The sequence below is a fragment of the Marinobacter koreensis genome (assembly GCF_023156285.1).
Taxonomy (GTDB): Bacteria; Pseudomonadota; Gammaproteobacteria; order Pseudomonadales; family Oleiphilaceae; genus Marinobacter; species Marinobacter koreensis.
In genome coordinates, this window is the sequence record NZ_JAKZAJ010000006.1 from 220,813 (window position 1) to 247,393 (window position 26,581).

General features: G+C 59.2%; 25 protein-coding genes and 2 pseudogenes. 23 read left to right on the forward strand and 4 right to left on the reverse strand.

Features of this window, described 5'->3' with window-relative positions:
• Positions 1-70: 70 nt before the first annotated feature.
• The 5 genes from MLD04_RS16460 to MLD04_RS16480 all read left to right on the forward strand — a co-directional run bounded on the left by MLD04_RS16460 (position 71) and on the right by MLD04_RS16480 (position 6,090).
• A complete protein-coding gene (locus tag MLD04_RS16460) occupies positions 71-646 on the forward strand; it encodes a peroxidase-related enzyme (RefSeq protein ID WP_248160526.1) in 576 nt (191 codons plus the stop codon).
• A gap of 53 nt (positions 647-699) precedes the next feature.
• Positions 700-2,388 carry an AMP-binding protein gene (locus MLD04_RS16465; protein WP_248160527.1) on the forward strand — a complete coding sequence of 563 codons (1,689 nt, stop codon included), beginning with the start codon at positions 700-702 and terminating at the stop codon, positions 2,386-2,388.
• 162 nt (positions 2,389-2,550) lie between these two features.
• On the forward strand, positions 2,551-3,447 hold the full coding sequence (locus MLD04_RS16470) for a M23 family metallopeptidase (protein ID WP_248160528.1): 897 nt from the start codon (positions 2,551-2,553) through the stop codon (positions 3,445-3,447).
• A gap of 196 nt (positions 3,448-3,643) precedes the next feature.
• Positions 3,644-4,363, forward strand: a complete 720-nt coding sequence (locus tag MLD04_RS16475; RefSeq protein ID WP_248160529.1) for a methyltransferase family protein — start codon at positions 3,644-3,646, stop codon at positions 4,361-4,363.
• 77 nt (positions 4,364-4,440) lie between these two features.
• The gene (locus tag MLD04_RS16480) at positions 4,441-6,090 is read left to right on the forward strand and encodes a sulfatase-like hydrolase/transferase (protein WP_248160530.1); all 1,650 of its coding nucleotides are present in this window, start codon (positions 4,441-4,443) and stop codon (positions 6,088-6,090) included.
• Between the two features lie 83 nt (positions 6,091-6,173).
• Here MLD04_RS16480 and MLD04_RS16485 read toward each other — a convergent pair whose 3' ends face one another.
• Complete coding sequence (locus tag MLD04_RS16485) at positions 6,174-6,431, reverse strand: HP1242/YdcH family protein (RefSeq protein WP_248160531.1); 258 nt, start codon at positions 6,429-6,431, stop codon at positions 6,174-6,176.
• 65 nt (positions 6,432-6,496) lie between these two features.
• Positions 6,497-7,699: an ADP-ribosylglycohydrolase family protein gene (locus tag MLD04_RS16490; RefSeq protein WP_248160532.1), complete on the reverse strand. Its 1,203-nt coding sequence runs from the start codon at positions 7,697-7,699 to the stop codon at positions 6,497-6,499.
• A gap of 273 nt (positions 7,700-7,972) precedes the next feature.
• Here MLD04_RS16490 and MLD04_RS16495 point away from each other — a divergent pair, with 273 nt between their 5' ends.
• From MLD04_RS16495 to MLD04_RS16580, 18 genes and pseudogenes are all read left to right on the forward strand, one after another.
• The gene (locus tag MLD04_RS16495) at positions 7,973-8,743 is read left to right on the forward strand and encodes a PEP-CTERM sorting domain-containing protein (RefSeq protein WP_248160533.1); all 771 of its coding nucleotides are present in this window, start codon (positions 7,973-7,975) and stop codon (positions 8,741-8,743) included.
• 185 nt (positions 8,744-8,928) lie between these two features.
• Entirely contained in the window at positions 8,929-10,206 is a 1,278-nt protein-coding gene (locus tag MLD04_RS16500; RefSeq protein ID WP_248160534.1) for an MFS transporter, read from the forward strand.
• Positions 10,207-10,330: 124 nt separating this feature from the next.
• Positions 10,331-11,332 carry an aldo/keto reductase gene (locus MLD04_RS16505; protein ID WP_248160535.1) on the forward strand — a complete coding sequence of 334 codons (1,002 nt, stop codon included), beginning with the start codon at positions 10,331-10,333 and terminating at the stop codon, positions 11,330-11,332.
• A gap of 116 nt (positions 11,333-11,448) precedes the next feature.
• Complete coding sequence (locus tag MLD04_RS16510; RefSeq protein WP_248160536.1) at positions 11,449-12,231, forward strand: DUF5602 domain-containing protein; 783 nt, start codon at positions 11,449-11,451, stop codon at positions 12,229-12,231.
• Between the two features lie 98 nt (positions 12,232-12,329).
• Complete coding sequence (locus tag MLD04_RS16515; protein ID WP_248160537.1) at positions 12,330-12,950, forward strand: TetR/AcrR family transcriptional regulator; 621 nt, start codon at positions 12,330-12,332, stop codon at positions 12,948-12,950.
• Positions 12,947-14,572, forward strand: a complete 1,626-nt coding sequence (locus MLD04_RS16520; protein ID WP_248160538.1) for a phytoene desaturase family protein — start codon at positions 12,947-12,949, stop codon at positions 14,570-14,572. Before MLD04_RS16515 ends, MLD04_RS16520 begins: the two co-directional genes overlap by 4 nt.
• Before the next feature lie 15 nt (positions 14,573-14,587).
• Positions 14,588-15,304 carry an SGNH/GDSL hydrolase family protein gene (locus MLD04_RS16525; RefSeq protein ID WP_248160539.1) on the forward strand — a complete coding sequence of 239 codons (717 nt, stop codon included), beginning with the start codon at positions 14,588-14,590 and terminating at the stop codon, positions 15,302-15,304.
• Between the two features lie 31 nt (positions 15,305-15,335).
• Positions 15,336-16,361, forward strand: a complete 1,026-nt coding sequence (locus tag MLD04_RS16530) for a DUF2235 domain-containing protein (RefSeq protein ID WP_248160540.1) — start codon at positions 15,336-15,338, stop codon at positions 16,359-16,361.
• A 195-nt stretch (positions 16,362-16,556) separates the two neighbouring features.
• Positions 16,557-16,943 (forward strand): annotated as a pseudogene (locus MLD04_RS16535) (FRG domain-containing protein); the annotation flags it as partial.
• 59 nt (positions 16,944-17,002) lie between these two features.
• A pseudogene (locus tag MLD04_RS16540) lies at positions 17,003-17,881 on the forward strand (Mu transposase domain-containing protein); the annotation flags it as partial.
• On the forward strand, positions 17,821-18,693 hold the full coding sequence (gene istB, locus MLD04_RS16545) for an IS21-like element helper ATPase IstB (protein ID WP_345799627.1): 873 nt from the start codon (positions 17,821-17,823) through the stop codon (positions 18,691-18,693). The pseudogene MLD04_RS16540 and the gene istB, both read left to right, overlap by 61 nt.
• Positions 18,694-18,781: 88 nt before the next feature.
• On the forward strand, positions 18,782-19,180 hold the full coding sequence (locus tag MLD04_RS16550; RefSeq protein WP_248160541.1) for a PepSY domain-containing protein: 399 nt from the start codon (positions 18,782-18,784) through the stop codon (positions 19,178-19,180).
• A gap of 104 nt (positions 19,181-19,284) precedes the next feature.
• Complete coding sequence (locus MLD04_RS16555) at positions 19,285-20,211, forward strand: ABC transporter ATP-binding protein (protein WP_248160542.1); 927 nt, start codon at positions 19,285-19,287, stop codon at positions 20,209-20,211.
• Complete coding sequence (locus tag MLD04_RS16560) at positions 20,208-20,963, forward strand: ABC transporter permease (protein WP_248160543.1); 756 nt, start codon at positions 20,208-20,210, stop codon at positions 20,961-20,963. The genes MLD04_RS16555 and MLD04_RS16560 overlap by 4 nt, the downstream gene beginning before the upstream one ends.
• A 25-nt stretch (positions 20,964-20,988) precedes the next feature.
• The gene (locus MLD04_RS16565) at positions 20,989-21,519 is read left to right on the forward strand and encodes a hypothetical protein (protein ID WP_248160544.1); all 531 of its coding nucleotides are present in this window, start codon (positions 20,989-20,991) and stop codon (positions 21,517-21,519) included.
• 65 nt (positions 21,520-21,584) lie between these two features.
• Positions 21,585-22,385 (forward strand): COG4705 family protein, encoded by an 801-nt coding sequence (locus MLD04_RS16570; RefSeq protein ID WP_248160545.1) that lies wholly within the window; start codon positions 21,585-21,587, stop codon positions 22,383-22,385.
• Positions 22,386-22,515: 130 nt separating this feature from the next.
• A complete protein-coding gene (locus MLD04_RS16575; protein WP_248160546.1) occupies positions 22,516-23,502 on the forward strand; it encodes an IS30 family transposase in 987 nt (328 codons plus the stop codon).
• Positions 23,503-23,516: 14 nt separating this feature from the next.
• Positions 23,517-24,527 (forward strand): DMT family transporter, encoded by a 1,011-nt coding sequence (locus MLD04_RS16580; RefSeq protein ID WP_248160547.1) that lies wholly within the window; start codon positions 23,517-23,519, stop codon positions 24,525-24,527.
• Here MLD04_RS16580 and MLD04_RS16585 read toward each other — a convergent pair.
• Positions 24,419-25,789 (reverse strand): sensor histidine kinase, encoded by a 1,371-nt coding sequence (locus tag MLD04_RS16585; protein WP_248160548.1) that lies wholly within the window; start codon positions 25,787-25,789, stop codon positions 24,419-24,421. The genes MLD04_RS16580 and MLD04_RS16585 overlap by 109 nt on opposite strands.
• On the reverse strand, positions 25,786-26,457 hold the full coding sequence (locus MLD04_RS16590) for a winged helix-turn-helix domain-containing protein (protein ID WP_248160549.1): 672 nt from the start codon (positions 26,455-26,457) through the stop codon (positions 25,786-25,788). The genes MLD04_RS16585 and MLD04_RS16590 overlap by 4 nt, the downstream gene beginning before the upstream one ends.
• Between the last annotated feature and the right edge of the window lie 124 nt (positions 26,458-26,581).

The following is a 26,581-nucleotide window of genomic DNA, read 5'->3' on the forward strand; positions in this document are numbered from 1 at the left end:
TTCACAGCGTGTCCCGGGAAGCTGTACCCGTCCGCCATAGCACCAAAAACAAGAAGGCTCGGAGCCAAAAATGAGCAAAAAAAGTGTAGTGGCCCTGGATCTCCCTATCCCCGAGATCAGCGATTTGCCGGAAGACACCCGCAAGTACTTCGACATCTGCCAGGAAAAACTCGGCATGATCCCGAACGTACTGACCGCCTACAGCCAGAACCTGAAGCAGCTTGACGGCTTCACCCGCCTCTACAACGAGCTCATGCTCGGCGAAGGCGAACTCTCCAAGCTGGAGCGGGAAATGATCGCCGTGGTGGTCTCCTCCGAGAACAAGTGCTTCTACTGCCTGGTGGCCCACGGCGCCGCCGTGCGGGTACTGAGCGGCGATCCGGCCCTCGGCGAGCACATGGTGATGAACTACCGCACCGCCAACCTGGACAAGCGCCAGCGGGCGATGCTGGATTTCGCATCCCACCTGACCCGTTCACCGGCGACAGTCACCGAACAGGACATCCAGGCCCTCCGCGATGCCGGTCTGAGCGACCGCGCCATCTGGGACGTGAGTAACCTGGTCGGCTTCTACAACATGTCCAATCGCGTGGCCATCGCCAGCGACATGCAACCCAACCCCGAGTATCACAGCCAGAGTCGCTAGCAAGCCGCAGAACTTGCCAGCCCTCGACTACAACAACAACGGAGGCAGAGACAATGAGCAAGACTCTCCCAAGCTACACCAGCGGAACCGCCGAGGTACCCCTGCTGGGCATGACCATCGGTGAAATGCTGGACCGTACGGCCGAGCAGTTCCCGGACACCGAAGCCCTGGTCTGCCTGCACCAGGACATCCGCTGGACCTACAAAGAGTTTGTGGAAAAAGTGGACGAGGCCGCCCGCGCGTTCATGGCCATTGGCGTCAAACGCGGTGATCGGGTGGGCATCTGGTCCCCGAACCGCTACGAGTGGACCGTCACCCAGTTCGCCACCGCCAAGGTCGGCGCCATCCTGGTCAACATCAACCCGGCATACGGTGTGCACGAGCTGGAATACGCCATGAACCTGGCCGGCATCAGCGTGATCGTCACCGCCGACAGCTTCAAGGCCTCCAACTACCGGGAAATGCTGTACGAACTGGCGCCGGAACTGAACCGCAGCGCACCAGGCAAACTCAAGGCCCAACGGGTACCCGAGCTCCGTGCCGTCATCAACGTGGACAAAGACCGCCACGACGGCATGTGGACCTGGGATGAATTCGTCGGCTTCGCGGGCGATGTCTCCGAACAGGAACTGATCAAGCGCCAGGACGAACTGCAGTTCGACGACCCGATCAACATCCAGTTCACCTCCGGCACCACCGGCAACCCGAAGGGCGCCACCCTCACCCACCACAATATCCTGAACAACGGGTACTTTGTGGCCGAAAGCCAGCGTTTTACCGAGAAGGACCGCCTGGTCATTCCGGTACCGCTGTACCACTGCTTCGGCATGGTGATGGGTAACCTGGGCTGCATCACCCACGGGTCCACCATGATCTACGCCGACGAAGGCTTCGAGCCCAAATCCGTGCTCCAGGCAGTGCACCAGGAAAAGGCGACCGCCCTGTACGGCGTACCCACCATGTTCATTGCCGAACTGGCCGATCCCGAGTTCGAAAGCTACGACCTCTCCACCCTGCGTACCGGCATCATGGCCGGCTCCATCTGCCCGGCGGAGGTGATGAAGAAGGTCAACGGCAAGATGAACATGAAAGAGGTTCAGATCGCCTACGGCATGACCGAGACCAGCCCGGTCTCCACCCAGACCAGCTCCCTCGATCCGTTCGAGAAGCAGGTCACCACCGTCGGCCGCACCCAGCCGCACCTGGAGACCAAGATCGTCGACCCGGGCACCGGCAATGTGGTCCCCCGCGGCGAGATTGGCGAGCTGTGTACCCGTGGCTACAGCGTGATGCTGAAATACTGGAACAATGAAGAGAAAACCCGCGAAGCGATCGACGACGCTGGCTGGATGCACACCGGCGACCTGGCCACCATGGACGACGAGGGCTACATCCAGATCGTCGGCCGCATCAAGGACATGGTGATTCGCGGTGGTGAAAACATCTACCCGAAAGAGATCGAGGAGTTCCTCTACACCCATCCGTCCATCGAAGAGGTGCAGGTCACCGGTATTCCGGACGAGAAGTACGGGGAAGAGCTGATCGCCTGGGTGAAACTGCGTCCGGACGCAGATCCCGTCACCGGCGAAGACCTCCAGGCCTTCTGCAAGGGTCAGATCGCCCACTTCAAGATTCCGAAGAACTACAAGTTCGTGGACGAATTCCCGATGACCGTCACCGGGAAGATCCAGAAGTTCAAGATGCGGGAGATCTCGATCGAGGAGATGGGACTGAAGCAATAACCGCCAGCGTTTGCTTCGTTTTCACAAAGAACCCCGGCTTTTGGCCGGGGTTTTTTGTTTTGGGTTTGCGGTACTATTCAATGAAACGTCTTTCTCTTAACTCCATTCCCCCCAGTGTGTTCGGGCTGGAAGAGGCTTGGGATTAAGCCACATGGGTGAAGAATGAGTGGCAGTCTGCCCATAATATTCGCGATCTATCCGATACTTCTATCGGGAATCACTCTTGTCTGGCTGTTAAAAAGGCGCCACCAGCATTGGTTTGAGTGGACGATCCAGGTGTTGGCCGGTGCTGCGGTCATCATCTTTATTTTTATGACGGGCCCCTGGGCCTTTACAAGCTACTACTTACGGTACGTTGTTCTCGGGCTATTCGCATTCATCGCGGTTTTGTCGTATTACCGAACGAAGGCAGGGAATGCCGGTGTTCCAGTGCAAAACGCTGCAGTCTCGCTACCCGCTGTATTGGCTTTTTTTCTTTTTGCGGTTCTGGATACCCTGGCCATAGGCTCATATCACTCCGCCGGGAAATCGCTCGACGTAGCCTTTCCGCTCAGATCCGGTAAATATTATGTGCTCCAGGGTGGAACCAGCATAGTCACAAATCCATTTCACGCGCTTGGCAACAACAAGCTGGCGGTAGACATCGTAAAACTGAACTCATTCGGGAATCGTGCAAATGGAATAGCCCCCAAAGCACTGAGCGCCTACCAAATCTTTGGCGAGAAACTCCATAGCCCCTGCCAGGGTAGTATTTTAGAGGTTCGTGACAGCCTACCGGACAATCCTCCCGCACACCCCGACACAAGCCATCCCAAAGGTAATTACCTTGTGCTTCAGTGTCTCGTGGGGGATATATTAATGGCTCACCTGAGGCGAGGCAGCATTATGGCACTGCCGGGGGACGCCGTGACAATGGGACAGCCGTTGGCTGAAATCGGAAATTCAGGGAATACCCTTGAGCCACACTTGCATATTGAGGCAACGAAAGACGGAAAACCCGTACGGCTTGGCTTTAACGGACTATCGTTGTCAATTAATAGCCTGGTAACGGCGAAGTGAAGAATGCACAACAATCCAATCAATGCGGATATGGACTTCCAATGAAGACTGAAGCCTCTATTGTCAGACTGTTTTTTGCCAGGATGAAGCCAGCGTTTTTCCGGCTAGCTCAATCGTACTGTTGAGTTTATAAATATCTGAGGCCGTTTAAGAAAGTCGGCGCAATGACAAGAAACATGCAATTTGAGGCAACGGCATGTCATCACATGCAGATGGGCCAACGGCAGTTCAAGCAGCCTCTCCACATCACTGGATCGGATTGGCTGTAGCGTATCTCTTGATACCACTTGCTCTGTTGGTGTGCGGCGGCGACCTAGGCTGGTGGCAGGCGTGGAGCTACTCTCCACTGATCGTTACCGTCGGCGTTGGTGGGCGCATTTGGGCGGAAAGACGACACCCGGGGTTGTTGGCCGAACGGCAAAACATGAAAAAGGCCAAGAACGCGAAGGGCTGGGACAAAATACTTGCCCCATTGATGGCGCTGAGTGTGAGTTTCCCACCGGTCATTGTGGCCGGACTGGATCATCGTTTTGGCTGGTCATCCGTATTTCCGCTGTGGCTCACCGTGCTCGGCTTCCTTTTAATCTCTCTCGGATACGCTTTCGCTACGTGGGCATTAGTAGAGAACCGCTTTTTCTCCAGCGTTGTGCGTATTCAGACGGATCGAGGGCATGTGGTGTGTGATAGTGGCCCCTACCGGATTGTGCGCCATCCAGGATATGCCGGTAATATTTTTGCGCTTTTCGGCATCGTGCTGGCTTTCAGCTCCACGTGGACACTTATTCCCGTGACGGTGGCGCTAATCATGGCGGTGATTAGAACGATGCTGGAAGACCAGACTCTCAAGCACGAGCTGCCAGGCTATCGCGACTACGCGCAGCGAGTCCGCTATCGGCTAATTCCCGGAATATACTGAGAGAAATATCCCCCGTAACAGTGACGCCCGGCTCAGAGGGTCGGACTTTTTGACACGGCCGATGCAATGGCGAATACATGTCCAATCACGGTTTAAGGAAGGCTATTGGTCTCGGGTCGGTTGCGATTCTTCTAGCCCTCGAACTCAGTATGTTCGAGGACTTTTCATATCCGTTTCGGATCCTCTGGAGTCAGGACAGGATAACCGAGCTTCTCCTGTCAGTGGCGGTTTTACTCTGGAGTCTGGCTGGAGTGTTTTTCCTGTTTTTTAGTGGCCGCAGTCTATTTCGAAAAATAACCTTGCCGTTTTTTATCTTCTTTTTTCTTTCCAATATCGGCTCCTTCCTCGTCTCCAAATCGCCCATCGACTTCCAGCAGGCAGATCTTATCGTCAGTTATTTTCAATGGTGGGCCGGAGCTGTCGTAGAAAATATTGGCCTCGCCGTACTTCCGCTTTTTATCATTCTTGTACCGCTCATTATTCTCATCGAGCGTTTACCAAGTCTTTTAACATGCGGTATCCCTGGAAAGTTCTTTGCGGTTCCAGTCAGCGTGGTGCCACTTGTAGTAACTGTTCTGCTAACCAGCAACGGACTATTTGATCGATTCCCCTCGTTTTTCCGGGTTCCAGCCCTGCTTGTTTTTGCGGGCCAAAGCGACCTTTACGAGGGTGAGCGATCAGTGGCCAACTATTCCGGCCCTATAGAACCGGACGTCGAGAAAATAGTGATGATTGTCGACGAGAGCATCCGTGCAGATATCTTGGGGATCAACGGCTACAAGAAAGATACGACCCCCTACCTCCGCTCATCCCAAAAGGGACTCGTAAATTTCGGTTTGGCCGCTTCCGCGTCAAACTGCAGTGATTACTCCAACCTCATCATCAGGAGCGGGATCAGAAAAGGAGCGATTCCGGACCAGGACCAGGCAAGCTTGAAGGCACCCTCGATCTGGCAATTCACCCACAGAGCAGGCTATTACAACGTTTACCTGGATGCGCAGAGCGAAGAAGAATGGGCGAACTACCAAAACTTCATGAACCAAAACGAAGCCATCTTCATCGACGAAATAGCACGTCTTCGACAGGACATCGCCTATAACAGCGATCTAGCTGTCCGCGACAGGTTAATAGACCTGCTCAAACAACCCGGAAAGTCCTTCATCATACTCAATAAATACGGCATTCACTTTCCGTACTTCAGGAGCTATCCCAGGGAGTTCAATCTCTTTACCCCGGCTCTTGTGCCAGGTGAGCCAATGGACGACAGAGAAAAGTCCCTGAATTCATTTATGAATGGAATACGTTGGAGCGTCGATGATTGGTTCAAGAGCTTGCTATCCGAAAGCGGCGGATTCAGGAAGTACGTCATCATCTATACAAGTGATCACGGCCAGAATATCGTCGACGACGGAACGTTGGCCACGCACTGCAGGCCAAGAGCCACGCGTTATGAGGGAGTCGTGCCTATGATGGTCTTTTCCAACGACGCGGAGACCCTTGGCAGGTTCAAATCAGCTCAAGCGACCAGCTATAACCGAACCAGCCATTTTCAGATCTTTCCGACACTTCTCAAACTGGCTGGCTACAACGAATCTTGGGTAAGAAGCCATTACGGCCCATCTCTTAGCCAGTCTCCCGGTACCCCGCCAGAATTTTTTGTAGGAGATGCATTTGGCCGTGGATCGGTCAGAAAATGGATTTCCATCTTTCCAATGGAAAGAAAATGACCAGCGAGCTCACTTTCCAGAAAATCGCTGGTCTTGAGTCGGAATCGATCAATATGCAACCGCCCGAAATCAGCTCTTGGCTTTTATTCGGCCGCCGACGCCTCATAGTCGCGAATCATCGCAGACAGCTGGTCCTTCAGATGGAGACGCTGCTTCTTGAGGTTTTCCAGGTCCTCGTCGCCGGCGTTCTCCGCGCCTGTTTCGATGCGGTGAACGTCATGATCCACCTCATGGTACTCCTCGAACAACTTGGCAAAATGCTGGTTGCCGGTTTTCAGGGCATGGATCGCGTCTTTGGATTCGGGCATTTCGTGGATAAGATCGTGCTTTTCCAGAGGCATACTGGCATTCCCTGTGATTGGGTTTGATTGGATCTGCTCTCAGGCTACGCCCTTTTGGACATTCGTCAATCATCCCCACCGTTTTGCAGCGAACGTTCCGTTGCGACCAATTTTTCCAAATCCGACAAGATCCTGTCGCCGTGATTGAGCCTCGCCAGCCAGCTCAGAGGAATGCCTTGCGCTCCCCCAACGCCATAAACGGCCGCCATGGCCGGCCCGATGATCCAGGCTCTTCCACAGGAATCGCCGCCACAGAGGATGTTGGCACGAACGGCTTCCGTGAAACTTTTAGCTTGGGCCAGGATGTGGAAGATCACGGGCATGGCCTCATGCAGGTAGCAGGTGCGCCCGTGGCTATCACCGGCGTGGGGGCCGTCCAGCGAGCTCACCGCCTTGGCCAATGAAAGAGCCTCGGGATCCGGGGCTTCGGCGATGGCGGCCTCAAGCGCGGACGACATTGGCTCGCCCCGGAAAAGGTGGTCCAGCAGCCGGGCCGAACAGCGGGCCCAGGCGACGGCTTCATCACTGTGATTGGTGACCCGGGCCGCCGCTTCGGTCGCAGCCATAAGGTCATCGTCGCCGCAATAGCAGGCCACCAGAGGCGGCAATTTGGTGATCGCGGGCAGCTGGGTGTCATCGGCGCCGCTCAGGCGTGTGAGCTGCCGGTCGATGGTCTGGGCGATGTGAACACCCGCATCCTGTATCGCCGGATCCTGATACGTGAGGTTTATGGCGGTTCTTACGGGCTCCGCCAGCTCCTCACCACTCAGGTGACGGGTATAGGGAAGCACCTTCTGCACGAGAATCCGCTTCTGCCTGTCGGTCAGGTTTACGGTTGTACTTGCCAGCGCCTTTTCGATGGCCGCCTGCTCGTTCCGGTTCAGGTTATCCAGGGTGATCCGGGTCGGGTTATCGATGTAACCGTGCCATTGGCCGCCTGGCCCAAAGAAGGTGCGGAAACGCCGCTGATAGTCCCGAACATCCAGGATACCCCGGCTAGCGAGAAGGCTGTCGGTGAGTACACCGGTTGCGGCCCCATAGTGGCTGATATCGCCCGAGCGCTTTCCGCCGTGGGCAAAGTAGCCGAAGACTCCTTTGTAATGCGCTTCCCTGGGTTCCATGAACTCGGGTGCATCACCGCCCACCTCCCGGACGCGTTCGCTGTCATAAAGCCAATGCAACCCAAGGCTCGCCGCGTCCGCAACCCAGCCGCCGGCCAGTGCCGCCACGAGACGAGATTGTCGGGTGGATGCAGATTCCTGGTTCATGGCAAGCCTCCGTTTAAGACGATTCACCACCACAATACCACTCGGCCACGGTCTTAAGTCCATGGCTGTCGTCACCCACCGCACCTGTCGACATTTTTTACGCATATCGATACGCGAGCGTTACAGTTCCGAGCCTTTCACAGTTAGGCAACTGATTTATAAGAACAATAAATCAAAGCCGTAAATCCGGCATCGTATTTGCTCTAAAGCCTGTGACTGAAGAGAACTCCTCTAACAAGGCGTTTCGCCAATAGTGCTGCTGGAAGGAAGAGCATGATGAAACAGACCAGGATAGCTGTAGCGTTAAGCACCGTACTCGCAATGGGCGCCATGTCCGCGAACGCGACCATGATCGTTTTCGATGGAAACAACGGCGGAACCGCCAAAGCCGGCACCGTTGAAACCGCAACCGCTGACAATTCCGGGAATCCGGATCGCTGGGGTTCCATACTCGGATTCAGCGATTTTTCCGTTTCCGGCGGTCGTTCCTCAGGTGATAATCTGAACAACGGAACGTTCAATCGCAATAACATCACCTCATTCAACTTGGACCAGGATCTGAGCCCCAATCACGGTGGCCTCGGTGTCTGTTCGGAGAACGCCAGCTGCGGCGGAGATTCAGACAGCTTTGCCTCCAACTTCGGCAATGATCCCGGCAAAGACGAGGTTCTGTTCTTTGATTTCAACAACGCGGTGACACTGGATACCATCTGGTTTAACGGCGATCACAAAGAACACGTGGATGGCTCCACCACAAACAGTGTGACCGATCCGGCGAACGCGCTGTTCAATATCTTCTTCAGCACCAACGGAACAGACTACACCAACCTGTTCAGCAATCAGGTCCGGCCAACGGATCTGGAGTACATCACCACCGCGCTGTCCGAGTCCTACCAGTATTACGCGGTTGCCGCGTCCGGCTGGGGACCACACATGAGCTACGTGGAAGCGCTTTCCTACACGGTTCCCGAGCCGGGCACCCTGTCGCTTCTGGGCCTCGGGCTGATTGGCCTCGGCTTTGCCCGTCGCCAGCAGAAGGCCTGAACGGTTCGCGATCTGAAGCCCATTGTTTGAGCCGAGTACCTGAGAAGGCTACCTCACCGCAGGTAGCCTTCTTTTTTTCGCCACCCTATCAACCCGGCTCATCCATTCCTCTCATTGAATCCGCCCCACACAACTCCTAGGCTGTGAGTATCTGACATCCTCCACAATGGACGGGCGGAGGCAGCATGACGTCTATTTCGAGCACGAAATTCGCGTTGTTCGGTGCAGCACTGATTGCAATCAGTTACGGGCTCGCGCGTTTCGCTTTCGGTCTGTTTGTGCCTCCCATCCGCGATGATCTGGGGCTGAGCCCCGACGTCATCGGTATCATTGGCGCCCTGCCCCTGATCAGTTTCCTGCTTGCCACCCCACTGGCGCCACTTGCTTCCGTTCGCCTCGGCGCCCGTAATGCGGCGATGCTGTCCGGTGCGTTCGGTGCCGTGGGACTGGCACTGATCAGCCAGGCCTCCGGCGCAGTCTCCCTTGGCGTGGGCGTATTCGCCTGTGGTATCTGCACCGGGCTGATGATGCCGGCGCTGACGGCCGCCATGCAGGCGCTGGTGAATCGCTCGGTGCATGGGCGTGTGAGCTCGGTCATGAATGCGGGCACCAGCATCGGCGTTGCAGTTGCGGTTCCGGCGGTTCTGTTCCTCACCGACGCCTGGCGCTTTGCCTACGGCTCCTTTGCCATCCTGGCCGCCATTGGCGTTGCGGCTACCTGGTTTGTGATTCCCTCCGTGTCCCGGGTGACGCCGGCGAGCATCGCGACGCCACCGCGCATCAGCGTGTTGCAATGGTGGCGTCTGGGCCGGCTCTCGGTGTTTGCGTTCGCGATGGGTTTTGTGTCGTCCGCCTACTGGATTTTCGCACCCGATCTGGCGGTCACCCTGGGCTCCCTGTCGCCCGACAACACCGGCTGGCTGTGGCTGGCCGTCGGTATCGCGGGCCTAGGCGGTGCCGTCGTGGCCGACCTGGCGGACCGTAACAACCCGCCCATCACCCAGGCCCTGATGCTGATGATGCTGGCCGCGAGCCTGGCCTTGCTGGCCGCAAGCCCGGGCCAACTCGTGCTGTCGGTATTTTCCGCACTGGTCTTCGGCCTGGCCTACATGAGCCTGACCGGCCTGTACCTGATGACCGGCATCCGCCTGCTTCCAGGCCGGCTGTCGGTCGGGCCGGTGCTACCGTTCATGGCAGTCTCGCTCGGGCAGGCGACAGGCTCCCCCGTGGTCGGCCTGCTGGTGAATGACATGGGCTACGCCGATGCCTTCTCCACGTTCTGCGCGATTGGCATTCTGGTTGCGATGCTGTCGCCCTTCTACCCACGCTACCTCGATCACGAGGCCGAAGAAGGAGCCGAGGAGGAAACCGGCCTTCAAGCAGCTTACGACTATCAGGTCCCGGATGAGAATACCGAGGAGGCGCCCGCTCAGGAGAAGCCACTGGAAGCGCCCGCTGACTGAATTGTCGGATATCCCCCCGGTTTTTACGGACTTACCGATTGTTCAGACAGCCCGGTGATCGGTTGCCCGCCGTCGCGCCGTATTGTTAGGTTGTTAAGCAAATACAGCGAAAGCAGGAGGTTTTATGGATACCCGTCGCTTTGGCAATACAGACATTCAGGTGACACCTGTCGGCCTTGGTACCTGGGCCATCGGTGGATGGATGTGGGGCGGCACCGACGAAGCCCAGTCCATCGATACCATCCACGCCGCCATCGACAAGGGCGTCGGACTGGTGGATACCGCACCGGTCTATGGCTTTGGCCGTTCCGAAGAAATCGTGGGCAAGGCCCTGGCGGGCGGCCGGCGCGACAAAGTGGCGCTGGCGACCAAGGTGGCCATGAACTGGTCGGACGATCACGAAAACGTCTGGCGCGAAGCCACCGCAGCGCGCATTGAAAAAGAGGTGGAAGATTCACTACGGCGCCTGCAAACGGACCACATCGACATCTATCAGGTGCACTGGCCCGACCCGCAAACACCGATGGAAGAAACCGCAAAGGCGATGGAAAACCTGTTGAAAGCCGGCAAGATCCGGGCCATCGGCGTCAGCAACTTTACTCCGGAACAGATGGACGAATTCCGGAAGTTCGCGCCGCTGCACAGCCTGCAGCCGCCCTACAATCTGTTCGAGCGCGACATCGAACAGGAAGTCCTGCCCTACTGCGACGAACAGGGCATCGCCACCATCACCTATGGCGGCCTCTGCCGGGGGCTGTTGTCCGGCAAGATGAGCAAGGACAGTCAGTTCCAGGGCGACGATCTTCGCAACAACGATCCGAAGTTCCAGGGCGAGCGCTTTCAACAGTATCTGAATGCGGTCCAGGCACTGGATGAGTTTGCCAGGGAGCGCTACCAGAAAAATGTGCTGGCGCTGGCCCTGCGTTGGCTGATTGATCGCCCTGGCGTGACCACCGCCCTCTGGGGCGCCCGTCGGCCCGAGCAGCTGGACCCGGTGGGTGAAATCGAGGGCTGGTCTCTGGACACCAAGGCGTTGAAAGCCATTGATGACATCCTGGCGGAGCATATCAAGGATCCGGTAGGCCCCGAATTCATGGCGCCGCCGAGCCGGGATGAGGCCGCCTGAGACGATCCCGAAAGCTAACCAGAAGGGAGAGCCAACAAAGCTCTCCTTTTTTTCGCAGTGGTGATATATTGATCAGATGATCATACTGCATGGCGCCCGCCATGGAGGAGTCACCCATGAATACCCTGCCCGGTCTGTTCCACCCTGCCCGGTCGATTGCTGCGTTCGCCGCTCTGAGCCTGTCGAGCCTGGCACTCGCTACCGAGCCTGCCGCATTCACCGGCGCCCCCGTGACAGTGGGCCTCGGGACGGCACGCGTGTTGGTGATGACCAACGCATCGAACGCACCGGATTCCATCTCGGTGGTCCTGACCAAAGAAGCGCTTAATGGGCTGCCCGACGCCCGGCCCGATCAGATGGCCTGGGAATTTGAACTGCCAATGCCGGACACCGGCCCGAGGACCGGATTCGACCATGTTGTCCTGGACTGGAATCCTGCCGGCCACCCGCCGGACGGCGTGTATTCTGTTCCCCATTTCGATGTGCATTTCTATGTGATCAGCAACGGCGAGCGCGCCGCGGTCACATTCCATGGCGACGGTCGTCAGGTGGCCATGGCCGCGCCTGACCCGCAGCTGGTGCCGGCGGGTTATGTGGTTCCGCCGGATGCGGCGGTGGAGAAAATGGGGATGCACGGCCTCGATCCGGCCGGTGGGGAATTCCACGGGGCGCCGTTCAGTCACACGTTCATCTACGGCTACTACAAGGGCGAGCTGACGTTTGTCGAGCCGATGATCTCCCTGGCCTTCCTCCAGTCATTGCCGGAAGTGACCTCACCGGTCAGAAAGCCCCAGCGTTACAGCCGTCCGGGATGGTATCCGGCGACCTACCGCATCGGATTCGACGCGGCCAGGGGCGAGTACACCATCGCCCTCCAGAACCTGCAGCGGTTTGACTGAGGATCAAACCGGTTGACACCCGGGAGCCTGCTGTGATGTTATTATCGTTAACATTGTTAACACCGATAACATAACATCACAGCACCCGGGATCCTTTCATGAGCAGAGCCGCCTACCATCACGGCGACCTCCCCCAACAGGCCCACCAGCAGGCGCTGGACATCCTGCGGGCCGAGAGCGACACCGCCATCAGCCTGCGGGCCATTGCCAAGCAGATCGGTGTCAGCGCCCCCGCCCTGTATCGCCACTTTGCAGACCGGGAAACCCTGCTGGCCGAGCTGGCCATCACCGGCTTCCAGTGGCTTCGGGACCGGCTGCGTCAGGTGGAACAGGACGATCCCCGCAAGGCGTTGCTCCACATTGGTCTGGCCTACGTATCCTTCGCCCAGGACGAGCCGCATCTGTACCGGCTGATGTTCGGCGGGAGGATTCTGCCCAAGGGCGCCCACCCGAGACTGGATGAAGCCGGGCTTGAGGCGTTTCGGGTACTGGAAAGCACCTTGGCCAGAGGACAGCGCGAGGGCTACCTCAAACCCCTGCCGCTGCCACTCATGACCGCCACCGCCTGGTCGCTCGTGCACGGCCTGTCCGAACTCATCATCGACGGCCACCTGCCCGGTGCCGACGCCGAACCCCGATTGGCCGAGAGCGTTCTCACGCTTCTCCTTCACGGCTCCCGGAACGAGCCTGAATCCCACACAGAGGACACCACCCCATGAGCAGCCCCAAACCCAGCACCATTCGTGTCGGCCGTCGCTACCGCGCCAACCGCCTGGACGGCCCCTACGACGCCATCGTGATCGGCTCCGGGATCGGCGGCCTGACCACCGCCGCCTGCCTGAGCAAACTGGGCAAGAAAGTGGTGGTGTTCGAACAGCACTACACCGCCGGCGGCTTCACCCACAGCTACGACCGCAACGGCTACGAATGGGACGTGGGCGTGCACTACATCGGCGACATGGGTGCCGACCACACCCTGGGCAAGCGCCTGTTCGACCACATCACCGACGGCCAGCTCAAATGGGCCGCCATGGACGCCCATTACGACCGCATCTTCCTGGGCGACAAGCACATCGACCTGGTGGCCGGCCCCGAGGCCTTCGCGGCCGAGCTCAAGGCGTCGTTTCCGGGTGAAGAACAGGCCATCGACACCTACCTGAAGTACCTGAAGCAGGTGGCCGGTGCCATGCCCGGCATCGTGCTCGGGAAAGTCCTGCCCAACCTGGTCTCCGGCCCCTTCAGGGCACTGGCCAAACGCCGGGCGCCGGACTACCTGAATCGCACCACCCGGGAGGTTCTGGAGAGCCTGACGGACAACCAGGAACTGATCGCCGTACTCGCCGGCCAGTGGGGCGACAACGGCCTGCCGCCGGCGGAATCCAGCTTCATCATTCACGCCCTGATCGCCCGCCACTACCTGTACGGTGGCTACTACCCCATCGGCGGCGCCTCGGAAATGGCCAAGACCATCATTCCGGTGGTTCAGCAGGGCGGCGGCGAAGTCTTCACCTACGCGGACGTCACCGACATCCTGATCGAAGATGGCCAGGCCGTGGGCGTTCGCATGAAGGATGGCGAGGAAGTGAAGGCACCGCTGGTGATCAGCAACGCCGGTGTGTTCAACACCTTTGGCAAACTGCTGCCGGAGAACGCCCCTCACCTGGACTATTACCGGGAAAAGCTGCAGCACGTGAAGCGGTCCATGGCCAGTGTGTGCCTGTACGTTGGCATCCAGGACACCGCCGAAAACCTGGACCTGCCCAAAACCAACCTCTGGATCTATCCGGGGCCGGACTACGAGGGCCAGGTGCAACGCTTCCTCGACGACCCGGAACACACCGACATACCGCTGACCTACATCTCCTTCCCCAGCGCCAAGGACCCGAGCTTTGCCGAACGCTACCCGGGCCGGGCCACCATCGAGATCGTCGCCCCCGGCCCCTATGAGTGGTACGAAGCCTGGGCCGACCAACCTTGGGGCAAGCGTGGCGACGACTACGAGGCCAAGAAAGAGGCCTACGCCCAGCGCCTGCTGGAGAAGCTCTACGAAAAACTGCCCCAGCTTCGCGGCAAGGTGGACTACTACGAACTCTCCACCCCGCTCTCAACCGACTACTTCTGCCGCTATGAGCACGGCGAAATCTACGGGCTGGACCACACGCCGGAGCGGTTCGAGCAGGACTGGCTGAAACCGAAAACCCGCATCCCCGGCCTGTACCTTACCGGCCAGGACGTGATGACCTGCGGCGTGGTGGGCGCGATGATCGGCGGGCTGCTCACCACAGTTGCAGTAAGCGGCCTGAAAGGTCTGCCGCTGGCGAAGCGGATGTTTGTGGGTTAAGTGAGGAATACCATCATGCACCTCCCGTTCTGGCTCACCACCGTCCTGCTGTTTCCAGTCCTGATGGTTCAGGGCAAGCGGGTCAGACGGGACACGCCACGCCTCCCGGAAGCGGCCGGCGATCCCTTCGGCCAGTATGGCGAAGGTGATCCGGCCTTCCGGGTTCTGGTCATCGGCGAATCCACCGCCGCCGGGGTGGGCGTGACCACCCACGACCAGGGGCTGGCCAGCCAGCTGGCCCTGCAGCTCCATGAGAAGACCGGCCGTACCATCGCCTGGCACACCTTCGGCGTGAACGGCATCCGGCTCGGACAACTCATCCGCAAACTCGCCAACACGCCCCTGCCGCAGGCAGACCTCGTACTGCTGAGCATGGGCGTGAACGACACCACCGGCTTTACCCCACGGTACAAGTTCCGCCGGCAACTGCTGGCCCTGCGACAGGCGCTCGCCCCGCGCTACCCGGCCCCGCTGCAACTGCTCAGCGTACCGCCCATGCAGCTGTTTACAGCACTGCCCTCGCCACTGCGTCACCTGATGGGCTGGCGCGCCCGGCAACTGGACACCGTGTACCGCCAACTGGCGAAAAAAGCGCCAAACGACTTTACTTACCGATGCTACCCCGCCCCAACCGACCCGACCCTGCTGGCCCGTGACGGCTACCACCCGGGGGAAAAGGGCTACCGCGCCATCGCCGCGGCGCTGGCCGAAGGAGACCTGTTGACTGAGTAACAGGGAATGAACATGACAGGAGGTCACCCCCATGAAACGCATCGCCATCTGCTTTGACGGCACCTGGAACCGCCCGGAACAGACCCTCGGCGAAGATTACCCCACCAACGTTCTGCAATTTGCCCGGGCCATCCGCCCCACCGACGGACAGGGCACCGAACAGGTGGTGTTCTACGACTGGGGCATCGGCTCCTACCACGACAAAATCCGCGGCGGCGCCACCGGCTACGGCTTGGAAAAGAATGTGATGGACGGCTATCGCTTCCTCGTCCACAACTACGACCCCGGCGACGAAATCTACCTGTTCGGCTTCAGCCGCGGTGCCTACACCGCCCGCAGCCTGTGCGGCATGATCAACAACTGCAGCGTCCTGCGGAAAGAACACGCCAACCGCATCGAAGAAGGCTTCCGCCTCTACAAGACCAAAAAGTACAAACCCAACGGCGACCACTCCATGGACTGGAAACGCCGGTACGCCGTGGCCGAACGCACCCGCATCAAGTTCGTGGGCGTATGGGATACCGTCGGCGCCCTGGGCCTGCCCTTCACCTTCTTCGGCCTGATCAAGGACCAGGACCTGTTCTACGACCGCAAGATCGGCAGCAACATCGGCGTCGCCCGCCATGCCCTCTCCCTGGACGAACAGCGGGAAGACTTCGAACCCACCCTCTGGGAACAGCGCCCGGAGGTGGACCTGAAACAGGTCTGGTTCGCCGGCGTCCACTCCGACGTCGGCGGCGGCTACCCGCCCGACAAGAACGGCTGCACCCTCGCCGACATCCCGTTGCTCTGGCTCGCCGAAGAGGCGCAGAAACACAGCCTGGTGTTTGCCCCGTTCATACAGGAGGAGACCAGCCCGGACGCCAAACAGCACAACGAGTACAAGGGCAAGTACAAGCTATTGGGCAAGCGGATTCGCGAGATTCCGGCGACGGCTACCCAGAAGACCTGGGTGCATGCCAGCGTGAAGGAGCGTTATGACACCGGGTACACGAGTGAGCCGATTGAGAATTTCCGGAAGGCGCATGGGGAATGGCCGCCGATTTGGGAGGAGTAACAACTTTGAGAACCAAAGCAGTATTTTGCCTACCACGATTGGACGTATCGGGATTCAGTGTATACCTTGCTAATAATGTGTAGGCGTTGTGGCTAAAGACGTAATCACGAAGCGCAATAACGACGCGGTCAAAGAGTTGCAATCATGAAGCGGTCTATCTAAACACTGTTAGCTTCAAAAGATGGAAAAGTGTGAATGGCTAGAAAAAAAAGATGGGAATGGGGTGAGGCTGACCGAGGCTTCTGCACTTTGGAATTGTTTTCTTGGAAATACTATTACGACTTTATACATCAACAAGCACTAGATTACCCGGATTATGTATGGCGGGGGCATGGTTCGGCATCGTGGAAACTAGAATCTACGTTAGAACGAAGGCTAGCAAAATATCCTCGAAATCAATGGGCCGCACGCACCTCTAAACATCTTGAGAACTTTAAAATGGCCACCAGGGGGCGAAGAGGATCCAATCCTGCCGTTTTCAACTCTGACAACGAGTGGTGGGCGTTGGGGCAGCATCATGGGTTGGCCACTCCTTTACTTGACTGGACAGCATCTCCTTTTGTAGCTCTATATTTTGCCTTCGCTGAATCTTCACCTACACCCAAAGGCCCCAGAGCCGTATATGGCCTTCATAAGAGTATTGCACGCGCGATCCCGAGGTGCAGCGCGCCTACGCCGAGTGCGCCGAGGGCTACGGCTTCAAGATCGATCCCTGCCCGCCGCGCGAGCCGCAGAAGAAGGGCCGGGTCGAGGCCGGGGTGAAGTACCTCAAGCGCACCTTCTTCCCGCTGCGCGAGTTCCGCAGCCTCGACGAGGCCAATGCCGAGCTGCGCCACTGGGTGCTCGAGACCGCCGGCAACCGCCTGCACGGCTCGACCCGCCAGCGTCCGCTGGCACTCTTCGAGCAGACCGAGAAGGCGCTGCTCAAGCCACTGCCCGATGTGCCCCCTCAGCTGGCCACCTGGGCCCAGGTCAAGGTGCACCGTGACGCCCACGTCCAGTACCAGAAGTGCCTCTACTCGGTGCCCTTCCACCTCGTTGGCCAACGCCTGTGGCTCAAGGCCAGTGCCACCACGGTGCAGCTCTACCGCGACCATCAGCTCGTCGCCACCCATCCGCGCCTGCACCGACCCGGACAGCGCTCGACGGTGGACGATCACATGCCGCCCGAGGCGCTCGCCTACAAGTTGCGCGATCCGCAGTGGTGCCTGCACGCCGCCGAGACGATCGGCCCCGCCTGCCGGGCGCTCATCGAGCGGCTGTTCGCCGACCGGGTGCTGGAGAACCTGCGCGCCGCCCAAGGGCTGCTGGGCCTGAAGAAGAAGTACGGTGCCGCGCGCCTGGAGGCGGCCTGCGCCCGCGCGCTCGCCTACGACAACCCCAGCTACCGCACCGTCAAGACCATCCTCGAGAAGGGGCTCGATCAGCATCCCGATCCCCAGCAGGCCTTCGATGCGCTGTGCGAGACCTACACCGGGCGCGGGCGCTTCAGCCGCGACACCCGCACCCTGCTCAACTGATCCATCCAACCCACAGGAGAACACCGCATGAACCCCATGCCAGAGCTGACCCCCTGCTCAAACAACTGCGCCTCTCGGGCATCCTCGACTCGCTCGAGACCCGCAACCGCCAAGCCATCGAGCACAAGCTCGCCTACCCCGAGTTCCTCGCCCTGCTGATCCAGGACGAGGTGGCGCGGCGCGAGCAGAAAAAACTCGCCACCCGCCTGCGCCGCGCCAACTTCCGCTCCCAGAAGACCCTTGAGCAGTTCGACTTCGACTTCAACCCCAAGCTCAACCGCGCCCTGATCCAGGAGCTTGCCACCGGGCGCTTCATCGAGGAGCGGGTCGCCGTCCTCATCGCCGGACCCTGCGGCACCGGCAAGAGCCATCTCGCCCAGGCGCTTGGCCACAGCGCCGCGCGCCAGGGCCATGACGTGCTCTTCACCACCCAGAGCCAGCTGCTCGGCAACCTGCACGCCGCCCGCGCCACCGACACCTTCGAGCGGCGCTTCCAGGCCATCGCCCGCGTGCCGCTGCTGATCATCGACGACTTCGGCCTCAAGCCCCTGCGCTCGCCGCAGGACGAAGACCTGCATGACCTGATCGCCGAACGCTACGAGCGCGGCGCCACTATCGTCACCAGCAACCTCGACTTCAGCGAATGGGGCGATGCCTTCCCCAACCGGTTGCTCGGCGCCGCCACCCTCGATCGGCTCCGCCACGGTGCTTACCGCGTGGTCCTGGACGGGAACAGCTACCGTGCGGCGCGGCCCCTGCCCAAGGCCCCAAAATCACCGGTTGCAGACAAGGGAAAAATCACGCAATCTTAACCCCTGTTCGAGCCCCTTAAGCGGTACGTCCAAGTGGCTCCATTAGCCCGATCATGGGTGGCTCCATTAGAGCGGTCGGTGACACGCAATGGATTCCGAAAGCATTGTGGTTGAAGGCATCGTGGTGGACCAACTGCCTACAGATGTCCAAAGCGGATCGATCAAGGTCGGCGATGCCAACGAGCAGACCATGGTGAACATGGCCAAACTGGGGGCGTTCGATGCACTCCAGATTGCCACCGAGGCCAACCCCGGCAAGGTGGTCGAACTCCAGCTTAATGAAGAGAACGACTTCCTGATCTGGGAAGTGACCCAGTTGACAGCCGATGGTGAAGAGATGCAGCTCAAGCTGGACGCTGGTGACGGTCGCCTGCTGGCCGCGGAGTCTGGCGATCGAGACGGTGACGAAGTGGCTAGTGACCGTGAAGACCGGGATGAAGGGAAACACGGTAGCTGGAAATTCTGGGAAGACCGACCAAGGCAATAAAGGAGGTAATTGCGACTGAATGATCTCTAGCAAACAACTGCTGACGGTGCCGTCCCGCATGGCATCGCCAGCGGTTTCCTCACACTCCATAAGGAGGAGATCCCATGTTGATCGAAGCCAATCACCTCGCGCTTGAACTGGATGGAATTAGCATCCTCAAGGATGTCAGCCTGCACATGCAGAAGGGCGAGATCTATGGACTGCTCGGGCCGAATGGTGCGGGCAAGAGCACCACCATCGCTCTGCTGCTGGGACTCTATCGAGCAGACAAGGGCAGCCTTACACACTTTTCGGGGCAGGATGCCGAGTTCGTATCGATTCGCCAGCGCATTGGGGTCATGCCTGAATTTGCCGGATTTTACGAATGGATGAGTGCCAGGGAATATCTCATCTGGTATGCAGGATTCTACGGCGGCTCGCAGAGTCCGCCCGATTCGCTCCTGAAACGGGTCGGCCTTTCACAGACTGCCAACAAGCCTATCGTACAGTTTTCACGCGGCATGAAGCAGCGCCTAGCGCTGGCGCGGGCACTTGTGCATGGCCCGGAGTTGCTGATTCTCGATGAGCCCACCAACGGCCTGGACCCACGTGGCCGACGTGAGATTCACGATCTGCTGATCGACCTGGCCAACGAAGATAAGGTCGGGATCCTCCTGTGCACCCATCTTCTGGACGATGTCGAAAGGTTGTGTACGCGCATCGGCATAATCGACAACGGCAAAACGGTGCTGGAGGACGATCTCGAGCACCTGTTGCGTGATGCCGGCAAGCCGCGTTACCGCATTCACATGACCAATATTCCGGAAGGCCACCTACTGCCCCCATTGGTTCGTCTGCTGGAATGGGACGGCTCTTGGTGGTCTTTTGAAATCGACCTCCCTCACGGCAGGGACATCGGCAAGGTCTGGGAAGACCTCCTGGTTCACGGCTGGTCCTTCGATGAGATACAGGTCGAGAGCAACTCACTGGAAGCACGCTATCTGGAGCTGACGGGGAGTGATAAGCCAGATCAACAGGAGAAAGCGGCATGAACGCCTCATCACTGATCGCAAAGAAGGAACGTAGCGCCCTGCTGCAAAACCAACGCGGGCTGGCCTGGCTGCTGGCCTACGCGGGCATCCTGTCCGCCTTTGCCTTGTTATTAATCAGCAATCAGGAACTCAGCTTGCTCGACAACGCCCAGGTGGTGTACATGATGGCCGGTACGGTCACTGCCGCTGGGGCGCTGATCGCCGTGATCATGGGATCCGATGCCTACGCTGGCGAACGCGAGCGCGGCACCTTGGTGCCACTGCTCACTGCACCTATATCCACCAACGAACTGCTGATGGGCAAAGCCATCGGCCTGGCCGGTGCCTGGGGAATTATGTACCTGCTGGCCCTGCCCTACCTCTGGGCGGTAGGCGCCGGGGGGCAGAACCTGGGACAGGCCATCTTTTACTTGGGCCTGTTCGGCACACCCGTAGTGCTGGGCTTTGGCTACCTGGCCATGGCCCTGTCCGCCCGCAGTGGCAGTGTCATGTCTTCGCTGTTGACCAGCCTGATTGTTTTGTTGTTCTCGGCCAGTCCGCTACTGCTCGGTCCTGGTTTGCGTAACAGTGCCGTTGGCAGGGCGCTGGATGCGATCAATCCATTCTCCGGCGCTCTCAACACCTATGACGCGGTCATTATCGACAGCGACCCCTTCATGTCGCAACTGGGCCGGCTGGTATTGGTATTGCTCTGGCTGGGGATCATGTTCGGTGTCGCGCGATTGAGCGCCCGGCGCCCGGCCATCCGCTGAGCCATCTACTGACAGGAGAAAGACGATGAAACAGCTCAAATACCTTCTGGCCGGATGCCTGCTGCTCTCAGCCACCCTGGTCTCTGCGGCTAGCTTGCAGCTACAACTGCAGCCAGACCCGGCGAACCCGGCACACCCTACCATGGGCGACTGGATGCACTTCGACAGTGTAATAACCAATAGCGGCCAGCAACCGATCGAGGGCTTGGTGGCCTGGATCAGCCTGGTCGAGGTCACGCCCGGCAAGGAACAACCCATGGACCTTGAAGACTGGAGCGCCCACAAGGCGGTAACGGGTACCACGCTTCAACCCGGCGCCACACTGAATACCCAGTGGCCCATGCGCCTGATCCAAAACGGCGACTACCGGGTAGTGATCAGCACCACTGACCGGAATAACAAAACCGTCTTTACCAGCCCGACACTGCAATTCCATGTGACACAGAAACCGGTTGTTGAATCAACCCGGATTCTGCCGGTCGCGTTGGGCATCCCGCTGTTGATTGGCGGGCTGTTCGGTGTGCAGAAATTCCGGCACCAACACAAGGTGAGTTGAACCTTGTATTTGCAAAATGAATTCACGTGCGTTTTCACCAGCATCCAACATGAAGGAATCAGACAATGAACTCAATCACTTCCAATAATTTCAAACAGGCACTGTTGCGCGTCCCCGAGGTCACGCTCGTTTTCTGGATCATTAAGACACTGTCAACCACTGTCGGCGAGACCGGCGCCGATTTTCTGGCGGTTGGTCTGAACTGGGGCATGCCGGTCACCGCTGTGCTGATGGTCGGTCTCATGGTTGTGCTGCTCTATCTGCAATTCGGCAAGCTCAAGCGTTACGTCCCGGCCAACTATTGGACACTGGTGGTGCTGATGAGCGTCATCGGCACCCTGATCACCGATATGCTGGTCGACTTGGCTGGTGTCAGCCTAGGTACCCTGAGTACTGTTTTCACGGTATTGATGCTTGGTGGGTTCTATCTCTGGTACCGGGAGGAAGGCACCCTGTCCATCCATTCCATCGACACAGGCAAGCGCGAAGCCTGGTACTGGGTTGTCATCCTGCTCGCCTTTGCCCTCGGTACCGCGGTAGGTGACCTGATTTCCGAGCACTTCGCCTTGGGTTATGACAAGGCCCTGCTTCTGTTTAGCGGGCTGATTGCTGCAGTTGCCATAGCCCATTACGTATTCAAGCTGAATGCGATCGCTGCGTTCTGGTTCGCTTATGTGCTAACCCGTCCCCTTGGCGCCTCACTGGGTGACTTCATGATACAGGCACCGGCCGATGGTGGTCTGGGGGTCAATATGATGACAATCAACATCGCCTTTCTTACCGCGATTGTTTCGCTCGTCGGGTACGAACTGTTCCGTATCAAGCAGGCCCTGTTGGCCAAGTCCGTTGAGGCAGAAATCGATTAATAAAGTTTTAAGTACGGTCGGAAGGCGGATTCAACTCCAAAGTGCACCGTTTGACGCGGATTAAGGCGGACACCGTGGGCCAGCCTGATAAGCTGAGGTTGTCGAGACTTCAGCACAACAGGAGCCCACAATGTCCTACCGGCATCTTAGTCGAAGTGAACGGGAAATCATCGCCCTACGTCGAGCGGCAGGTGACAGCCTGAAGCAGATAGCCCAACTGCTTGGCCGCCACTCCACGACGATCAGTCGCGAGCTCAGGCGGAACCATTCTGTCGATCTTTATGACCCGGAAAAAGCCGAACAGCGCGCCGCCACCCGGCGCAGCGCCGCACGACACCGGAAAAGACAAGATCACGCCCCGCTGTGGCAGCAAATCCAACGATGGCTGGCCCGCGACTGGTCACCCGAGATCATTCAGGCCAAGCTGCGCGAACACTATCCGCAGGACGAACGCATGCGCGTCAGCCCGGAGACCCTGTATCGCTGGATCTATCGCGATGCACAGACCGGCGGCCACTGGCGTCGCCATCTTTGGCGACGGCGTCATCGACGGCGCCCACGCGGCCAGTATCGGCATTTACGCTTCCAACTGCCCGGCCGTGTCAGCATGGCGCATCGACCCGAAACCGCGAACCAACGACAACGCGTAGGAGACTGGGAGGGCGATAGCGTCCACGGACGCCAAGGCAAGGGCGGACTGGTGACGCACGTTGATCGCGCCAGCCGCTTTCTGGCCTTGGGGCGGATCGCTGATCGCACGGCCAACGGCTTCCATCGGGCGACCGTGCAGGCGTTGTCCTGGGTGCCGCGCAGCCTGCGCAAGACGCTGACACTGGATAACGGCAGCGAAATGGCCGAGCACCAATCGATTGCCCGGGCGCTGACACTGGATACCTACTTCGCTGATCCGTATGCCCCGTGGCAGCGCGGCACCAACGAGCAAACCAATGGCTTGCTGCGCCGCTATTTTCCCAAAGGAACCGATTTCGATACAGTGTCCGACGAGGCGCTGGATACGGTCGTGCTGAAGATCAACCAGCGGCCTCGGAAATGCCTCGGCTATCAGGCGCCATACGATGTCTTTGCTGAAGCCCTACGGGGTGCACTTGCGAGTTGAATCCGCCACCATTCATGAATCCGCGTCAAACCCTTATCGCCATTCTCCTGCTTCTGGCAGCCACCATGTCGTGGGGCGGCATGTTCCCCGTGGCCAAACCGGCGCTTGCCATTCTGGACCCGTACTACATGACCTGGATTCGCTACGGTGCCGCTGCGATCATTTTTCTCGTTCTGCTTATGGTCCGCGAGGGCAAGGGCAGTTTAAGGACAGAAGGTCGGCTACCGGCCCTGTTCCTTCTGGGCAGTCTGGGGTTTGCCGGTTTCAATCTGCTGGCGTTCAACGGGCTGGCGCACACCCGGCCGGAGCATGGTGCTGTCATCATGGCCACCATGCCCATGATCACCGTTTTGTTGACCTGGCTCTTCCAGGGCACCCGACCCGCCGGGTTCACGATGATGATGATTCTGCTGGCCTTTTCAGGTGTCTTTCTGGTGATTACCGGCGGTGATCCGGTCAGAGCCTTCTCCGGTGGCGAGGCGCACTGGGACCTGCTCTTCCTGGCCGGCGCGGTATGCTGGGTCACCTACACTATGGGCGGCGCCCGGTTTCCGAGCTGGTCCCCGCTTCGCTACACCGCCATCACCTGCACGCTGGGCGTGATCACCCTTGGTGCCATATCCCTCACACTGACGGCAGCGGGTATTATCCGGACGCCCTCGGCAACGACGCTGGTGAATCTCGCCGCGCCCCTGAGCTATCTGATTATCATGGGAGGCGTGGTCGCCGTGCTGAGCTGGAATACGGGCATCCGTATGCTGGGGGCAGTGAATGGCGTGCTGTTCATCAACTTCGTGCCCATTACGGCCTTCACGATTGGCGCGCTGAAGGGGCATGCGTTCTCGGCGACGGAAATTATCGGGGCACTTTTCGTGATTACGGCACTGGTTCTGAACAACCTGTTCCTGCGGCGGGTTCAGTCCGGCGTTCGGCCAGAATCCGCCGGATCAGTGGACGAGACCCCGAACCTGAGCCGGACCACCAATCCCGGGCCGGCATCGCCCAGTGTGAGTTCCGCATCATGAGCATCGGCAATCGCGGCCACCAGGCTCAGGCCCAGGCCGCTGCCTTCGCTGGTACGGCTCCGCTCCATCCGGTATAGGCGCCGCAGAACCCGTTCCCGCTCGGATGCAGGAATACCCGGCCCCTCATCGGCCACCACGAGTTCCGGGGACGGACCGGACACAACTCGAAGGGTCAGGGTCCCGCCCGGTGCATGGCGCAACGCATTTTCAATGAGGTTGGCTATCAGCCGGGCCAGGAGATTGCGGTCCCCCGTCACCATCGCCGGGTCATCCGCTTCGACGGTGATCCGGTGGCCACTGTCACACGCGGAGGGTTCGTACATTTCCGCCAGGTCCCGGGTCAGGGCGGCCAGATCCACCGGGGAAAACATCGAGCGGATCTGGCCGCTTTCCATCTGGGCAATCTGCAGCAGCGTCTGGAAAGTCTTGATGATCTGTGCGGTTTCTTCCCGAGCGGCTCCGACGGTATTCTCTGCCGCCTCATCCAGCGTGCCGTTATCCAGGCGGTCGAGCAACACGGCAACCCGCTGGATCGGGGTCTTGAGATCGTGGGCGATGTCGGCGGACACCTGGCGGAGGGCTTCGATCGAGGCCTCCTGTGCCTCAGCCATACGGTTCACAGCGTTGGCAATCTGGCCAAGGTCGTCGCCGGTATCGCCGGACAGCGGCACCCGGGCCGCGTTATGGCCGGAAGTCAGCTGCTTCAGGGTAGACTCGATTGCCTCGAGCCGGTCACGGGCTTTACGGGCCACAAAGCCGCCGGTCACGGTCGCCAGCAACAGGGCCGGTATCAGACTCCAGAGCAATACGAGCGCGAAGGTGTTGCCTAATTCGTCGAGGCCATCCCGGCCAACCAGCAGGGTCAGATCGCCATCGCCCACCCTGCCTTTCCAGGCAAGATAACTGCCTGCGGCGGCATCGCCCGGTATCGGCAGCCGGTTGCCTTCCACGATGCTATCGGGCCTGACGGTGACCGATGCCGGTAGCGTCCCGACCGATGGTTTTCCCGGGACATCGTAGCGCAGGAGCATGTCTGCCGGGCTTGTCGACGCCGCGATCTCGGAGACGCGCTCCTCGATCTCGTCCTGCTCGGATACGGAGCGAACCGCTTTCACCGTCTGATCCAGATCCGCCGAGATCTCCTCCTCGACGGACGCGCGTGTAAACAGGTAAGCCGCACCAAAGCCGGACAGGGTGAAGAGCGTGAAGATAACGATCAGCGTACTGGTGAGTTTCAGCGGCGTTGAACGAAGCATGGTCATCCTGCTATCCGGTAACCGGAGCCGCGGACGGTTTCGATCAGATCTCGCTGGAAGGGCTTATCAACCTTGGACCTGAGCCGGCTGATGTGCGTTTCCACCACGTTGGTCTGGGGGTCGAAACTGAGGTCCCACACGGCTTCCAGCAGCATCGTCCGGGTCTGAACCCGGCCCTTCCGCCGCAGCAGGCACTCAAGCAGGGCGAATTCGCGGGGCAGCAGATCAATCTCGACACCGGCACGGGTCACCTTGCGCGAAAGCAGGTTCATTTCAAGATCGCCGGCGGCGAGCACCACCGGTTCTTCAGCCGGCGGCGGGCGACGCCCCAGCGCCGCTACCCGCGCTGAGAGCTCCCCGAACGCGAAGGGTTTGACCAGGTAATCATCCGCACCGGCATTCAGACCCTCGATCCGGTCGCTGACCCCATCCAGTGACGTCAGAATCAGAATAGGCACCGGGGATTTTGCACCCCGCAGGGTACGGACAATGGATGTGCCATCCAGCCCGGGAAGCATGCGGTCTACGATCAGGAGGTCGTATTTCCTGGCCGCCGCTTCCATCAACCCCTGTGAACCATCGGCGACCAGATCCACAACATGGCCCTCCTCCCTGAGACCATCGGCAATGTAGGGGCCTGTGAGCTGATCGTCCTCGATTACCAGAATTTTCAACGGTTACCCATCCCTTCACACAATGGCTGTCATACAGACCGGGATTTAGCCAGAAAAGCCGCTCCGAATATAGCGTCCCGCCCCGGATATTCGCTTTCTATACAGATTTGTATAGCGCCTTTCA